Here is a 14,518-nt window from a genome sequence, read left to right as displayed (position 1 = left end):
GATGATGCCTCCCCTTCCCGGACTGCGACGCCATTTCGGCGTTCTGGCCGTTCTCGGAACACTGACCGCCGCGGCGATCCTCGTCCAGGCGGACGGCCTCGCGACGCTGCTGACCGGCGGCGGTGTCACCTGGACGCTCGCGGCCGCCATCGCGGTCCGGGTGCTGCTCGCGGGCGTCCAGGGTTCCGTCGGCGGCCGATTCGCGGCGACGGTCAAAGCCGGGCTGCGCAAACGGCTTCTCGGCGCGGAAGCGGAAAAGCCCGGCGAGGTCGCGGCGCTCGTGACCAAGGGGATCGACGCGAGTGATGCCTATCTGACGGGATATCTGCCGACGGTGGTGCTGTCGGCGATCGTGCCGGTCGCGGTGCTCGTCCGGCTGTTCGCCGCGGATCTGGCGTCGGCACTGATCATCACCGCGACGCTGCCGCTGATCCCGGTGTTCGCGATCCTCGTCGGCCAGCACACGAAGGCGAAGACGGCCAAGCAGTGGGCGCTGCTTTCCAAGCTGGGCGGGCATTTCCTCGATGTCGTCCGCGGTCTCGGCACGCTCAAGGTGTTCGGCCGCGCCGACGCGCAGGCCAAGACCGTGCGGGCGATGGCGGACGCGCATACGGACGCGACGATGCGCACGCTGCGGGTCGCGTTCCTGTCCGCGCTGGTGCTGGAACTGGTGGCGACGCTGTCGGTGGCGCTCGTGGCGGTGCCGATCGGCTTCCGCCTGCTGGAAGGCGGGATGGTCGTGCACACCGCGGTGCTGGTCCTGCTGCTCGCACCCGAGGCCTATCTGCCGTTGCGGGCGGCCGGGGCGAAGTTCCACGCCAGCGCGGAAGGGCTCGCGACACTGAAGGAGGCGCTGGCCGTCCCCGCGGAGGAGATCGTCCGGGGTTCGCAGGTGGCCCGCCGCGGTGCGCCGCGGATCGTGCTGGAGCAGGTGAGCGTCGCGTACGGCGGCGAGACCGTTCTGTCCGAAGTGGACATGACGATCGAGGCGGGCGAGCACGTCGCGCTCGTCGGTCCCAGCGGTTCCGGGAAGAGCACCCTGCTGGCGGTGTTGCTGGGTTTCGTCACGCCGACGTCCGGCCGGGTCCTCGTCGACGGCGTCGACCTGCGCGAACTGGATCCGGCGCCGTGGCGCGCCGGGGCGGCGTGGGTGCCGCAGCGGCCGACGTTGTTCACCGGCACCGTCGAGGAGAACATCGCCATGGGCCAGGTACCGGACGTCCGGGCGGCGGCCCGCGCGGCGGCGTTCGACGAGGTCGTGCGGGGACTGCCCGACGGTTACCGGACCCGGATCGGGGAACTGGGCGCGCCGCTTTCCGCCGGGCAGCGGCAACGGCTCGGCCTCGCCAGGGCACTGGCCCGCACGGAAGCGGGCCTGGTGCTGCTCGACGAACCGACCGCCCGGCTCGACGCGGAAACCGAGGCGGCCGTGCTGGCCGCGACCCGCGAACTGCTCACCGGCCGGACCGCGGTACTCGTGGCGCACCGGCCCGCGATGGCCGCGCTGGCCTCCCGCGTCCTCGAAGTCCGCGATGGCGCCGTAAGAGAACGGGAACTGGTGTGAACGTGTGGGGTGTGTCCGCGAAGGACGTCGTCCGGCTGGTCCGCGCCGGGCTGATCGCGGCCGGTGCGGAACTGGCGGGCTTGGCGCTGATGGCCACCGCCGCGTGGTTGCTGCTGAAGGCGGCCGAGCAGCCGCCGCTGGCTTCGCTCACCGTGGCGATCGTCGCCGTCCGGACGCTGGCGTTGCTGCGCGGCGGGCTGCGCTACGCGGAACGGCTCGCCGGGCACGAGGTCGTCCTGCGTTATCTCGGCGCCTTGCGGACCCGCGTGTACACGTCGTTGCTGCCGCACCGGGTTTCCCGGCATTCCGGCGGTGACCTCGTCACGCGCCTGGTGTCCGATGTGGACGCCGTGCAGGACGCGATCCTGCGCTGCCTGCTGCCCGCCGGGGTCGCCGCCTTCGTGGGCATCGTGTCGACCACGTTCGCCCTGATCGTCAGCCCGACGGCCGGTCTGGTGCTGGCGCTCGGGCTCGTCGTCGCGGGGATCGGGCTGCCGTGGCTGTGCGTGCGGATCACTCGCGCGGCGGCGGAGAAGAGCGCTCCGGCGCGGGCCGATCTCGCCGAACGCGCGGTCGAGCTCATCACCGGGCGACGGGAGCTGATCGCCCACGGCGTGCACGAGTCCACTGTGGACGCCGCGCACACCGCCGTCGACGCGCTCGCCGTCCGGGACCGGGCGACGGCGAACCGGACCAGCCTGCTGACCGCGGCCGGGATGCTCGTCCAGCTGCTGACCTGCGTCACGATCGCGCTGACCGCCGGGGTTTCGCCGCCGCTGACCGCCGCGCTGGCCCTCGGCGCGCTGACCGTGTTCGAGCTGGTCCTCCCGCTGACCGCCGCCGCCCAGCGCTGGGTCGAGGTCCGGGCATCGGCGGGCCGGGTGCGCGCGCTGCTGACCGAGCCCGCTCCCGCGCGCGGGACACTGGTGCCCGAGCCTGGACACCTGCGGCTCGAAGGCGTCGGCGTGCGGTTCGAGGGCAGGGCTGCGGCGCTCGACGGCGTCGACCTCGATCTGCCGCCGGGCAAACGGGTCGGGATCCTGGGGCCGAGCGGCGCCGGGAAGACGACACTGCTGAACGTGCTGCTGGGTTCCGTGGCGCCGACCTCCGGGCGCGCTCTGCTGAACGGAAAGCCGCTGGACGTCTACGATCCGGCGCTGCTGCCGTCGGTGGTTTCGGGCGCGCTCGCGGACGCGCACGTCTTCCACACGACGGTCCGGGAGAACCTGCTGCTCGCGAAGCCGGGTTCTTCGGACGCCGAGTTGCTCGCCGCCTGCGCGACGGCGGGGTTCGACCTGCCGCTGGATCGCGAAGCCGGTTCCGACGGCGACGCTCTGTCAGGAGGGCAGCGCCAGCGGCTCGTGCTCGCGCGGGCGGTGCTGGCCGCGCCGCCGGTCCTGGTGCTGGACGAGCCGGTCGAGGGGCTGGACCCGGAGCACGGCGACGCCGTCCTGGCGGACGTGCTCGCGGCCGCGCGCGGCACCGTCGTCCTCGTGACGCACCGTGAAGCGCACGTGGCCGGGTTCGACGAGGTACTACGTTTAGTGCAACCAGTCAGGCGCAGCCTGTCCCTTGAGGGTGGTGGTGGGGCGGGGTCTGGGTTAGGCCGCGCACTTCCCGCATCGGCGGCCGGTCACTGATCGACACCTCGGCCACCTCAGGCAGCCACTCGTCCTCTACTTGCGCGAACTGTGTCAACAGCGCCGGGTCGTCCGACTTGATGCCGCAGCGCGCGAGCGCCGTCCCGAGGATCTGCCGGGCCATCACGCCCAGCTGAAGCAGCGAACGGTTGCGGTGCTTGCGTACGCCGAGGTTGACCTGCGCGAGCCCTTCGAGGCCGTAGCGCGCTTCGGCGTCGAGGATGAGCCCGATCTCGACGCCGTACCCGGCCGCGAAGGGCACTGACTCGAGGAACTCGCGCGTCGCGGCGTACTCGCCGCCCAAAGGCTGGATGAGCGCCGACAGCGACGGGCGCAGCGCCGAAAGGACCGGCCGCGCCAGTAGCTCGGTGACCCGGCCACCGCCGCTGCTCTCCAGCCGCAGCGGCCGCCGGTAGAACCCCTTGACCAGGTGGACACCGTTTTCGCAGAGCAGCGGCCCGAGCAGGGTCGGCACGAAGGCCGGGTCCGGGTCGACGAGGTCGGAGTCGAGGAACACGACGACGTCACCGGTCGTCGCGGCCAGCGACCGCCACAGCACCTCGCCCTTGCCGGGCACCGGCGGCAGCCCGGGGAGCACGTCCTCGCGATGCACCACCCGCGCGCCGGCGCGGGCGGCGAGCTCGACGGTGGCGTCGGTAGACCCGGAATCCATCACGACCAGCTCGTCGACGACCGTGCCCAGCAACGGGCGGACCGTGCCGACGACCTCGGCGACGGTGTCCTGTTCGTCGAGTGCCGGTAGCACGACCGAAACCGTCCGGTCACCCTTCGCAGCGACGATGTCGTCGAGCGTCCAACCGGGGTTCTGCCACGTACGCCGCTCGAACCAACTCATGAGTAGTGATCGTGCCATGCTGGAGTCCGACACCCCGTCGATGGAGGAACCTTGCTACCGCTACTCGTCCGTTTCGTACTCGGTCCGCTGGTCAGGGCCCTGTACCGCCCCGAGATCCGCGGCGTGGAGAACATCCCCGCCGACGGGCCGGTGCTCCTGGCGCCCAACCACCGGGCGGCTCTGGACACCGGCGTGATCACTTTCACGGCGATGCGGCAGGTCAAGTTCCTCGGCAAGGCGGAGTACTTCACCGGCCGTGGGCTCAGGGGCAAAATGATGGCCGGTTTCCTGGGCGGGCTCGGCTACGTCCCGGTCGAACGCGGCAACGCGCAGGCCGGTCTCGCCGCGCTGGAAGCGGCGCGGAAGGTGCTCGACGCGGGCGGCGCGTTCGCGATCTACCCCGAGGGCACCCGCTCGCTGGACGGACGGCTGCACCGCGGCCACACCGGTGTCGCGGCCCTGGCGCTCGCAACCGGCGCGAAGGTCGTCCCCGTCGCCCTGTCCGGCACCGAAGACCTGCAGCCCGCCGGGAAACGGATCCCGCGGCGCGCGAAGATCACGGTCACCTACGGCACGCCTCTGGACTTCTCGCGGTACGAGGGACAGGACTCGTCGCCGGCGATCCGGCGCTCGGTGACCGACGAGATCATGTACGCGATCCTGGAGCTCTCGGGGCAGGAGTACGTGGACTCGTACCACAAACGCCCTGACCAAAGCGCCGCCTGACACTGCCACTGGTCCTTCTCTCGTGTCATGAAAGGGGCTTTCAGGACATTTTTCGTCCTGAAAGCCCCTTTCAAGGCACTCGCTGCAGCACCCGGGCCCCGGCGATAGCAAAGGTCCCCTGCTCCCCCTCCGGTCCCGCGACCCCCGCCTGCCGACGCTATGAAAGGCCCGTTACTTGCAAAATTTGCAAGTAACGGGCCTTTCATTGCACGCGCGGGGGCTCGTCCGGTGTCCGTGAAGGTCCCCTTCCCTACCCTCAAGGTAGGGAAGGGGACCTTCACGGACCTTCGGTTCCCAGCTGGGCCCGGGCGCCGCGTAAAGGTCCCTTCCCTCGGCTCAGCCGAGGAAACTCGACCTTCGCTCTGCCCCAAGTACGTGAAGGACCCCTTCACTGCGTCTAGCGCAAGGAAGGGGTCCTTCACGTACTTACTTGGCCCACTTGGGTCGCGGAGGAGGGACGTAGTCCGCGAAGCCGTCCAGAAGAGAAGAAGCGTCCGAGTCGATCGCGAGCATGTCCCGGTACCCCGCCGACAGGAAGCCCTCCGACACCATGTGGTCGGCGAACTTCAGCAGCGGCGCGTAGTACCCGCCGACGTCGACCAGCCCGATCGGCTTCTCGTGCAGCCCGAGCTGCGCCCACGTCCAGACCTCGAACAGCTCCTCCAGCGTCCCCGCCCCACCGGGCAGCGCGAGGAAGCCGTCGGACAGCGCGGCCATCTTCGCCTTCCGCTGGTGCATGTCGGCGACGACGTGCAGTTCGGTCAGGCCGGCGTGCGCGATCTCGACGCTGCCGAGCGCCTCCGGGATCACACCGATCACCTCGCCGCCCGCGGCCAGCGCGGCGTCCGCGACGACGCCCATGGTCCCGACCGAGGCGCCGCCGTAGACGAGCCCGATCCCGCGCGAGGCCAGCAGGGTGCCCAGCGCCCGTGCCTCATCGGCATAGCGCGGGTCGAAGCCCATCGAGGAGCCGCAGAAGACGCATACCCGGCGCGGAGCCGCCATCAGTGGGTGTCCTCCCATGCCTGGTACGACGTCTGCACGACGCTCACGGCGTCGTCGATGTCGTCCGTGACGTGCAGCAGGTCGAGGTCCTTCTCGCCGATTTTGCCCTCGGCGAGCAGCGTCTTGGCGATCCAGTCGTACAGGCCGCCCCAGTAGTCGCTGCCGAACAGCACGACCGGGAACTTCGTGACCTTCTTCGTCTGCACCAGGGTGAGCGCCTCGAACAGCTCGTCGAGCGTGCCGAAGCCGCCGGGCAGGCAGATGAACGCCTGCGAGTACTTGATGAACATCGTCTTGCGGGCGAAGAAGTACCGGAAGTTGACGCCAAGGTCGACCCACGGGTTCAGGCCCTGCTCGAACGGCAGCTCGATGCCGAGGCCGACGGAGAACCCGCCCGCCTCGTTGGCGCCGCGGTTCACCGCTTCCATCGCGCCGGGGCCGCCGCCGGTCATCACCGCGAAGCCCGCGTTCGCGAGCGCGCCGCCGATCTTGCGGCCGAGCTCGTACTCCGGGTGGTCCCGTTTGGTCCGTGCCGAACCGAACACGGTCACCGCGCGCGGCACCTCGGCCAGCGCGCCGAAGCCCTCGACGAACTCCGCCTGGATCCGCAGCACGCGCCACGGGTCGGTGTGCACCCAGTCACTCGGTCCCCGCGAGTCCAGCAGGCGCTGGTCGGTGGTGCTGCCCTGGTCACGGCGATCCCGCCGCAGTACGACCGGGCCCTTGTGGCGCTCGATCGGACGTTCCGGGTACTGGCCGTCGGGGAACTCGCTTGTCTCACTCACCCCGCCAAGACTACGACGTCGTCACCGTCCGGAGCGGCAGCATCGCCGCGAACAGGAGTTGTCGGATTCGCGAACGCGGGGCCCGCCGGGAGAGCGGGCCCCGCGAAAGCGGTCAGGAACGTCCGGTCAGCGCGAACGCGAGCATGGCCGTCGAGGTGAAGTCGATGGCGGGCTCGTTGCTCGGCCAGGAGGCGAGGTCGTCGGTGTAGCGGGACTCGGTCGTGTCGAAGGCGTCGTACGGCTTCGTGCACTCCTTCGCCCCGGCCGGGAACGGCAGGTCCGCGAAGTGTTCCGCGCCGTTCGGTCCATTCACGACCGCGCCGTAGAGCACCTTCTGCTCACCCGCGAGGTTCGCCGCCTGGTGGTGCGGGCACTTCGGCGACGTCGTGCCGACGCCGACGACCAGCGAGACACCCCACGCGTTCGCGCCGAGGGTGAAGTTCCGCTGCTGCGAACCGAACGCCGCGTACTTCCGGTCACCGGTCACGTCCGCGTACAGCCGCTCGGTCGCGGCGAACCCGAAGCTCTTGCTGGCGGCGTCGAAGTCCTTGACCGAGACAGCCGTCCGGAAAGGACTCTTCGCCGCGTTCGCGACACCTTCGTCGAGCTGACGCCGCAGGTCGCCGATCAGTTCCTTCGGACCGAGCGCGGCACCCGGGACACCGTGCCGCAGGAGCTTCGCCAGTTCGGCGTGCGCCAGCGCGCTGGTGTCGTACAGGTTGAGCGTGCTCTTCTCTTCGAGGTCGATGTACGCCTTGGCCCAGTGCGCCGCCTGCCGCGTCCATTCGCCGGCCCTCGGGTCCCGCAACGCCTTGCCCGCCAGGGCGAGCTGCGTCGCACCGAGTTCCATGTCGTCCCGCCAGGACGATTCCGGGTAGTACGCGTGCGGGAAGGCGGTGACGAGTTCGCCGACGTCCTTCGTCTTGGCCTGCGCGAACACCGAAGCCGCTTCGGCTAGGTACTTCCGCGCCAGTGCCGGGTTCCGCTTCGCCTCGACCTGCGCGCCGAGCGCGAACGCCGCGGCCACCCGGCCCGCCAGGTTCGGGCTGAGCGCCGAACCACCGGGGTTCGCCGGGAAGACGGGCCGGTGCTTGACGAAGTACTTGGGGTCACCGGGTTTCACGTCGAGCGGGTCGTCGTCGTGCGGGTTCCGCCAGACGTCGTGGTCGCCGAGGAAGCCGAACTTGTCGCTGCCCGTCCCGATCCCGACCTGGGCGTACAGCGTCTTGCTCTGCTGGTCCCACATCTTGTCGAGCCAGTCGAGGCCGAGTTTGACCTCCTTGGCCAGTACCGGGTCGTAACCCTCGCGGAGCACGTATCCCAGCTCCGCCAGCGAATACGCCGTGTTCGAGGTGAACTTGACGAAGTCGCCCGCGTCGACCCAGCCGCCCTCGACGTCGATCGGCCCGCCGATCGGCTTGAGCGGTTCGGCGATCTCGTCGCCGCCCTCGCCGACGAACACCGGCCAGTCGTAGACCGTGGCCTGCTTGTCGGCCAGATGCGACGGTTTGCGGTCGAGACGGCCGGGGACGATGTCGTCGCCGTCGCGCTGTGCCTGGAAGAACTCGTTGGTGGCGCGGACGAGCGGCGTGAAGAGCCGGTCCTTCGTGTCCACCCGGAACGTCGGCGACGTCGCCTTGGTCTCGCCGCTGACCTCGATCCGGTACTTGCCCGGCAGCCAGACCTTCGACAGGTCGAGCTGGTACACCGCCGGGTACTTCGCGTTCCACGCGCCGAGCGACTGCCCTGTCCGTCCACGATGGACGGTCCGGCCACGTTCGTCGACCACCGAGAACGACCCCGGCGCGCTGGACAGCAGATAGGCGTACTTGGTCTCGGTGAGGCCGTAGCCGACCTGATCGACCCGCACCTCGCCTCGCACCGCCGCGGCGGCCGAAACCACCGGAACCGTCAAACCCCCGAGGACCAGTGCCGACACCGCGGCCACCGCCCGGGACCAGGAACTCACCATCATCGGCGCCCCGCTCGAATTAGTTAAGAAAGTTTCCTTTTTATTGCGCAAGACGCTAGCCGCCGGGGCCCGCGCCGTCAATATGTCCGATTCGCCGGGCAAAAGTCACACGATTCGACATCCGGTCAGTGGGTATCCCACCGGGATGAACTGGAACGAGCGCATGAGCGGTTGGCACAAATCCAGCTACACCCACTGGGAGGAGAACGCCTGCGTCGAAGTCGGCACCGACGGTGACCTCGTCGGCATCCGCGACACCAAGCAGCGCGAACTCCCGCCCGAGGTCAGACCGGTTCTCGTGGTGCCCGCCCCCGGATTCGCCGCGTTGCTCACCCACTTGATCGGCTGACCCCGGAAACCGCCGGGAAATCGTCTACCGTTGGTCCGGTGCCGTCGTTGCCGACCGAGGCCGAACCACTCGGCGCGCGGATCCGGCGGTTGCGCCAGGCCCGCGGGCTGACCCAGCGTGAGCTCGCCGAGCCCCGCTACGACCGCGGCTTCCTCGCCAAGGTCGAATCCGGCACCCGCGCGCCCTCGGACGACGTGCTGGCCCATCTCGCGCGGCGGCTCGGCCTGACCGCGGACGAACTCCGCTTCGGCAGGCCGCCGGGCGCGGCCGGGGAACTCACCGACGCACTGGAAAGTGCCTATCGGGAATTGCAACAAGGCGGGCTCGAAGCCGCCGAGCGCGAATTCGCGCGGATCGAACAGCGCGCGGCCGCGTACCGGCTGCCCGACGTCCAGTGCCACGCGCGGTTCTATCTCGGCGAGGTCGACTGGCAGCGCTACGACATCCCGCTGGCGGACAAAGGGTTCGCGCACGCCATGGAACTCGCCGAGGCGGCTTCACCGAGGTTGCGCGCGATGATCGTCAACCGCGTCGCCGCCTGCCGCGCACTGTCGGGCGACCTGGGTGCGTCGGTCGCGCTGACCGAAACCGCGCTCGCCGGACTCCGCGCCGCCGGCCCCGTCGACCCCGACGCCGAACTCGCACTGGTGACCGCGCTGATCCACCCGCTCATCGAAATGGGCGCGCTCCGCCGCGCGCGGCGGGCCGCCGAAGAAGGACGGCGCGCGCTGGCTTCCGCCCGCCGCAAGGACATCTCCGCCCGGTACCACCGGCAGGCCGCGCAGTTGTGGCAGGCGATCGGCCTCGCCGACCGTGCCGAAAAGGACCTTTCGCGGGCACTGCGGCTGTTCACGTCCATCGGGTACGACCGGGACGCCGCCCGGAGCCGGTGGGCCCGCGGCTTCCTGTGGCGACGACTGGGCAAACTCGACGACGCGCACACCGAACTCCTGCTCGCCCGCGACCTTCTGGCCAAGGCCGGTTCGCGCGAAGGCGTCCTCGGTGCGACCATCGAACTCGCCGACGTCCGCCGCCGTCAAGGCGCACTCGACGAAGCCGCCGAACTCGCCGAGGGGATCCGGCCGCTTCTGGATCGATCCCCCGACATCGAAGCCAAGGCGGAGGTTCTCCGGCTACTGGGACTCATCGCCCGCGCCCGCGGCGATCTGCCCGAAGCGACCGCGTTGCTCGAAGAAGCCGCCACCGCACAGGAAAAGTCGGAATTACGCGGCGCGCTCATCGCCACTTCACTGCATCTGGGTGACACGTTGCGGGCCCGCGGATTAATCGACAAAGCGGCGGACGCTTATCAGCGTGGCGTGCGCGCGGCCGCTATGTCCGATTCCGGGCCATCGGACTGAAAACCATACGAAAGTCGCCATATATCGCGGCCGACGGCAAAAGCCTTACTACACAGGGATTTCATTCCTCGCATATTGATCTTCACCAGTACCGCTAGGCCATCCGGCCCATTGACGGTGCCGTGACCGGCTCCTTTACTCGGACGTGTCCGTCGAGATAACTCCAGTTATCCGAATGGACACGCTCCCCGTCCCCCGCCGTGCTCCCCGACTCGGTCGAATTCCCCGTCGCGCCTATGGCCGTCCGGGTTCACGGTCCTGCCCATGGAAGGTTCCACATGACCGTTCAGCAAGGGCTCAGAACAGGGTTGGCGGCCATCGCCGGCCTTGCCCTGAGCGCCGCACTTCCGGTGATCCCGGCAAGCGCGGCCACCGCGACCATCCAACCCGCGAGCCCTGACGCCGTCGCCGCGAGCGCCGCCGACCAGGCCGCCGCAGCTGGTGTAGACCAGTTGCGGAAGGGTGCCGACGAAGGCTTCCAGCGCGTCGGGCTGACCCCGGGGGGCGGCGGACTCTTCTACGCCGCTTACGAACGGACCTACCGTGGCCTGCCGGTCGTCGGCGGGGACGCGGTGGTGGTCACCGACGGCGCCGGGCGCGTCCGCGGCACCACCGCCGCGGAGACCGCGACGATCTCGGTCGACACCAAGGCCAAGATCACCGCGGCGAAGGCGGCCGAGGTCGCCCGTGGGCAGCTGTCCAAAGTAGACAAGGCGGCCGCGCCGAAGCTCGTCGTGCTGGCGGGGAACTCTCCCAAGCTCGCCTACGAGGTCGTCGTCACGGGCACCAAGGCGTCGACGCCGAGCAACCTGCACGTCTTCGTGGACGGCGCCACCGGCGCGATCCTCCAGACGCGTGACGACGTCAAGATGTCGAACTTCGCGACCGCCCCGAAGGCCACGTCGGGCGAGGTCAGCACGCTGGGCGCCGGGAACAGCTACTACGTCGGCAACGTCACCATCGACACGACGAACTCCGGTGGCACCTACTCCATGCGCGACCCGCAGCGCCCCAACATCAGCTGCAAGCCGCAGAGCGGCGCGATCTACAGCGGCCCCGACGACAACTGGGGCAACGGTTCCGGCACCAACCTCGAAACCGCTTGTGTCGACACGCTCTTCGGCGTCCAGACCGAGTGGAAGATGCTCAGCGAGTGGCTGGGCCGCAACGGCATCAACGGCAACGGCGGCGGCTTCCCCGCCTCCGTCGGCCTCAACCAGGTCAACGCGTACTGGGACGGTTCCTCGACCACCTTCGGGCACTCGCAGGACAACCAGCGCCAGGCCACCCCGATGGACGTCGTCGCGCACGAGTACGGCCACGCCATCTTCCAGACCACGCCGGGCGGCGCGGGCAGCGGCAACGAGAACGGCGGCCTCAACGAGTCCACCGGTGACATCTTCGGCGCCATCACCGAGCACTACGCCAACAACGCCAAGGACACCCCGGACTACGACGTCGGCGAGGGCGTGAACCTGGTCGGCCAGGGCCCGATCCGCTACATGAACCAGCCGAGCCGTGTTTCGGGCAACCCGAACTGCTACTCGTCGTCGATCCCGAGCACCGAGGTGCACGCGGCGGCCGGTCCGCAGAACCACTGGTTCTACCTGCTGGCCGAGGGCACCGCGCCCGTCGGCAAGCCGGCGAGCCCGACCTGCAACAACACCTCGATCACCGGCATCGGTATCCAGAAGGCCGCGAAGATCTTCTACAACGGCCTGCTGAAGAAGACCTCCGGCTGGAACCACAAGGCCGCCCGCAAGGCGACCCTGGAAGCGGCGCTCGCGCTGTACCCGACTTCCTGCACCGAGTTCAACACCACCAAGGCGGCATGGGACGCGATCAGTGTCACCGCGGCCACCGGTGAGCCGACCTCGTGCACGCCGTCCGGTCCCGACTTCTCGGTCGGCATCACCCCGGCGGCCGGTACCGTCAAGCCCGGCGAGTCGGCCACCACCACGGTGAACACCGGGACCGTCAGCGGTGCGGCGCAGACCGTGGCGCTCACCGCCTCCGGCCTCCCCGCCGGGGCGACCGCGACGTTCAACCCGGCTTCGGTCCAGTCCGGTGCCTCCTCGACGCTCACCATCGCGACGTCGGCGAGCACCCCTGAGGGCACCAGCACCATCACGGTGACCGGGACCGGGACCAGCGGCGCGCACACCGTGCAGTACAAGCTGACCGTCGGCACCGGCACCAACATCCGGACGTTCAGCAACGAAACCGACTACCCGCTGAACGACTACGCCACGGTGAACAGCCCGATCACCTCGAGCGCGACCGGCAACGCCGTGTCGCCGGTGAAGGTGACCGTCACCGGTACCCACACCTGCTCCGAGGACCTTCGCATCAGCCTGAAGGCCCCCGACGGCAGCACGTACTCGGTCAAGGCCACCGGTTCCCTGCCCTGCACCGACCTCGGTACCCGGAACTACTCGGTCCCGGTGACCAACGAAGTCGCGGCAGGCACCTGGACCCTCGTGGTCTACGACGCCTACGCGCAGGACACCGGCACGCTCAGCAGCTGGTCGATCACTCTCTAGCTCTCTCTCGCGTGAAGGACTCCTTCCCTCGGCTCGGCTGAGGGAAGGAGTCCTTCACGCAAACCCCTCCAGGAAGGAAAACCCCGGCATGAAGTGGGGAAAGCGAATAGGAGCGGCCGTCGTCGGTATGGCCGCCGTACTGGGTGTCGTCGTGACACCCGCGCAGGCCGTCACGGCCGCGAACCTCAACGCCGCACCGGACATCTCCCTCGCCAATATCAAGGCGCACCTGAGTTCGCTGCAGACGATCGCCAACCAGAACGGCGGCAACCGCGCCTCGGGACGGTCGGGTTACACGGCGTCGGTGTCCTATGTGGCGCAGAAGCTGCGCGACGCGGGCTACAACGTCACGCTGCAGACCTGCACGAGTTGCGCGGGCCAGAGCCAGAACATCATCGCGGAATGGCCGCAGGGTGACGCCAACCAGGTCCTCATGCTCGGCGCGCACCTCGACAGCGTCGCCGCCGGTCCCGGCATCAACGACAACGGTTCGGGCTCGGCCTCGATCCTCGAAGTCGCGCTGACCCTGGCCCGCGAGAACCCGACGATGGCCAAGCGGGTCCGCTTCGGCTGGTGGGCCGACGAGGAATCCGGCCTGCGCGGGTCCAAGCACTACGTCGCCAACCTGCCCGCCGCCGAGCGCACGAAGATCAAGACCTACTTGAACTTCGACATGATCGGCTCCGACAACTGGGGCTACTTCGTCTACGACGACGTCGCTTCGGTCAAGTCGGTGTTCGACGAGTACTTCAGCTCGATCGGCATCCAGACCGAGGGCGACACGGAGGGCGACGGCCGGTCCGACCACGCGTCGTTCAAGAGCGCGGGCATCCCGGTCGGCGGTCTCGCGACCGGCGCCGGATACACGAAGAGCGCCGCGCAGCGGACGAAGTGGGGCGGCACCGCGGGTGCGCCGTTCGACAGCTGCTACCACCGCGCTTGCGACACGCTCTCCAACATCCCGGACACCCCGCTGGAGAAGAACAGCGACGCGATCGCCTACGCGGTCTGGAAGCTCGCCGTCGGCACTTCGACGGGTCCCGACTTCTCGCTCGGTCTCTCGCCTGCTTCCGGCACCGTCCAACCGGGACAGTCGGCGACCGTCACGGTGAACACCGCGACGACTTCCGGTGCGGCGCAAGCGGTTTCGCTGAGCGCCAGCGGTCTTCCCGCCGGGGCGACCGCGACGTTCAACCCGGCTTCGGTGCAGTCCGGCGCTTCCTCGACGCTCACCATCGCGACGTCGGCGAGCACTCCCAACGGCACCAGCACGATCACGGTGCTCGGTGACGGGACCGCGGTGGACCGCACGGCTCAGTACACGCTCACCGTCGGCAACGTCAGCGTGCGCACGTTCAGCAACGGCACCGACTTCGCGCTGAACGACTACGCCACGGTGAACAGCCCGATCACCTCCTCCGCGACCGGCAACGCCGTTTCCCCGGTGAAGGTGACCGTCACCGGTACCCACACCTGCTCCGAGGACCTCCGCATCAGCCTGAAGGCCCCCGACGGCAGCACGTACTCGGTCAAGGCCACCGGTTCCCTGCCCTGCACCGACCTGGGCACCCGGAACTACTCGGTCCCGGTGACCAACGAAGCCGCTTCCGGCACTTGGACGCTCGTGCTCTACGACGCCTACGCGCAGGACACCGGCACGCTCGACAGCTGGTCGATCACCGTCTGACCATCTGAATGAGAAGGCCATCTCACGAGG

11 protein-coding genes are annotated in these 14,518 nt (G+C 69.3%); 7 read left to right on the top strand and 4 right to left on the bottom strand.

All coding sequences use genetic code 11. From position 1 onward, the window contains the following. Window positions 1-4 precede the first annotated feature (4 nt). Both cydD and cydC read left to right on the top strand, forming a co-directional pair. A complete protein-coding gene (gene cydD / locus ACLJRM_RS13350; protein ID WP_410663112.1) occupies window positions 5-1,564 on the top strand; it encodes a thiol reductant ABC exporter subunit CydD in 1,560 nt (519 codons plus the stop codon). Continuing rightward, window positions 1,561-3,204 (top strand): thiol reductant ABC exporter subunit CydC, encoded by a 1,644-nt coding sequence (gene cydC / locus ACLJRM_RS13345; protein ID WP_410663111.1) that lies wholly within the window; start codon window positions 1,561-1,563, stop codon window positions 3,202-3,204. The genes cydD and cydC overlap by 4 nt, the downstream gene beginning before the upstream one ends. Here cydC and ACLJRM_RS13340 read toward each other — a convergent pair. After that, window positions 3,119-4,060 carry a glucosyl-3-phosphoglycerate synthase gene (locus ACLJRM_RS13340; protein WP_410663110.1) on the bottom strand — a complete coding sequence of 314 codons (942 nt, stop codon included), beginning with the start codon at window positions 4,058-4,060 and terminating at the stop codon, window positions 3,119-3,121. The genes cydC and ACLJRM_RS13340 overlap by 86 nt on opposite strands. Before the next feature lie 51 nt (window positions 4,061-4,111). On the opposite strand from ACLJRM_RS13340, the gene ACLJRM_RS13335 reads away from it, so the two are divergent. Next, window positions 4,112-4,786: a lysophospholipid acyltransferase family protein gene (locus tag ACLJRM_RS13335; RefSeq protein ID WP_410663109.1), complete on the top strand. Its 675-nt coding sequence runs from the start codon at window positions 4,112-4,114 to the stop codon at window positions 4,784-4,786. Window positions 4,787-5,212: 426 nt separating this feature from the next. Here ACLJRM_RS13335 and ACLJRM_RS13330 read toward each other — a convergent pair whose 3' ends face one another. The 3 genes from ACLJRM_RS13330 to ACLJRM_RS13320 all read right to left on the bottom strand — a co-directional run bounded on the left by ACLJRM_RS13330 (window position 5,213) and on the right by ACLJRM_RS13320 (window position 8,551). Continuing rightward, entirely contained in the window at window positions 5,213-5,791 is a 579-nt protein-coding gene (locus tag ACLJRM_RS13330) for a TIGR00730 family Rossman fold protein (RefSeq protein WP_101612459.1), read from the bottom strand. After that, complete coding sequence (locus ACLJRM_RS13325; protein ID WP_101612458.1) at window positions 5,791-6,576, bottom strand: TIGR00730 family Rossman fold protein; 786 nt, start codon at window positions 6,574-6,576, stop codon at window positions 5,791-5,793. The genes ACLJRM_RS13330 and ACLJRM_RS13325 overlap by 1 nt, the downstream gene beginning before the upstream one ends. Window positions 6,577-6,688: 112 nt before the next feature. Then, window positions 6,689-8,551 carry a glycoside hydrolase family 9 protein gene (locus ACLJRM_RS13320; RefSeq protein WP_101612457.1) on the bottom strand — a complete coding sequence of 621 codons (1,863 nt, stop codon included), beginning with the start codon at window positions 8,549-8,551 and terminating at the stop codon, window positions 6,689-6,691. 142 nt (window positions 8,552-8,693) lie between these two features. Here ACLJRM_RS13320 and ACLJRM_RS13315 point away from each other — a divergent pair, with 142 nt between their 5' ends. The 4 genes from ACLJRM_RS13315 (at window position 8,694) to ACLJRM_RS13300 (ending at window position 14,488) form a co-directional block, all read left to right on the top strand. Further along, window positions 8,694-8,897, top strand: coding sequence for a DUF397 domain-containing protein (locus ACLJRM_RS13315; RefSeq protein ID WP_168214499.1), 204 nt, complete (start codon window positions 8,694-8,696; stop codon window positions 8,895-8,897). A gap of 38 nt (window positions 8,898-8,935) precedes the next feature. Next, complete coding sequence (locus ACLJRM_RS13310) at window positions 8,936-10,258, top strand: helix-turn-helix domain-containing protein (RefSeq protein ID WP_410663108.1); 1,323 nt, start codon at window positions 8,936-8,938, stop codon at window positions 10,256-10,258. 278 nt (window positions 10,259-10,536) lie between these two features. Beyond that, entirely contained in the window at window positions 10,537-12,801 is a 2,265-nt protein-coding gene (locus tag ACLJRM_RS13305) for a M4 family metallopeptidase (RefSeq protein ID WP_101612455.1), read from the top strand. A gap of 88 nt (window positions 12,802-12,889) precedes the next feature. Beyond that, complete coding sequence (locus tag ACLJRM_RS13300; RefSeq protein WP_410663107.1) at window positions 12,890-14,488, top strand: M20/M25/M40 family metallo-hydrolase; 1,599 nt, start codon at window positions 12,890-12,892, stop codon at window positions 14,486-14,488. Window positions 14,489-14,518: the final 30 nt, after the last annotated feature.

Origin of the sequence: Amycolatopsis sp. lyj-84, from assembly GCF_046549075.1 — a bacterium.
Classification (GTDB): domain Bacteria; phylum Actinomycetota; class Actinomycetes; order Mycobacteriales; family Pseudonocardiaceae; genus Amycolatopsis.
This window is presented reverse-complemented; position numbering and strand designations above follow the sequence as displayed.

Excerpts from the sequence above, each read along its gene's own strand:
- cydD (WP_410663112.1), top strand. The coding sequence starts at position 5 with ATGCCTCCCCTTCCCGGACTGCGACGCCATTTCGGCGTTCTGGCCGTT.
- ACLJRM_RS13340 (WP_410663110.1), bottom strand. The coding sequence starts at position 4,060 with ATGAGTTGGTTCGAGCGGCGTACGTGGCAGAACCCCGGTTGGACGCTC.
- ACLJRM_RS13330 (WP_101612459.1), bottom strand. The coding sequence starts at position 5,791 with ATGGCGGCTCCGCGCCGGGTATGCGTCTTCTGCGGCTCCTCGATGGGC.
- ACLJRM_RS13320 (WP_101612457.1), bottom strand. The coding sequence starts at position 8,551 with ATGATGGTGAGTTCCTGGTCCCGGGCGGTGGCCGCGGTGTCGGCACTG.
- ACLJRM_RS13315 (WP_168214499.1), top strand. The coding sequence starts at position 8,694 with ATGAACTGGAACGAGCGCATGAGCGGTTGGCACAAATCCAGCTACACC.
- ACLJRM_RS13305 (WP_101612455.1), top strand. The coding sequence starts at position 10,537 with ATGACCGTTCAGCAAGGGCTCAGAACAGGGTTGGCGGCCATCGCCGGC.
- ACLJRM_RS13300 (WP_410663107.1), top strand. The coding sequence starts at position 12,890 with ATGAAGTGGGGAAAGCGAATAGGAGCGGCCGTCGTCGGTATGGCCGCC.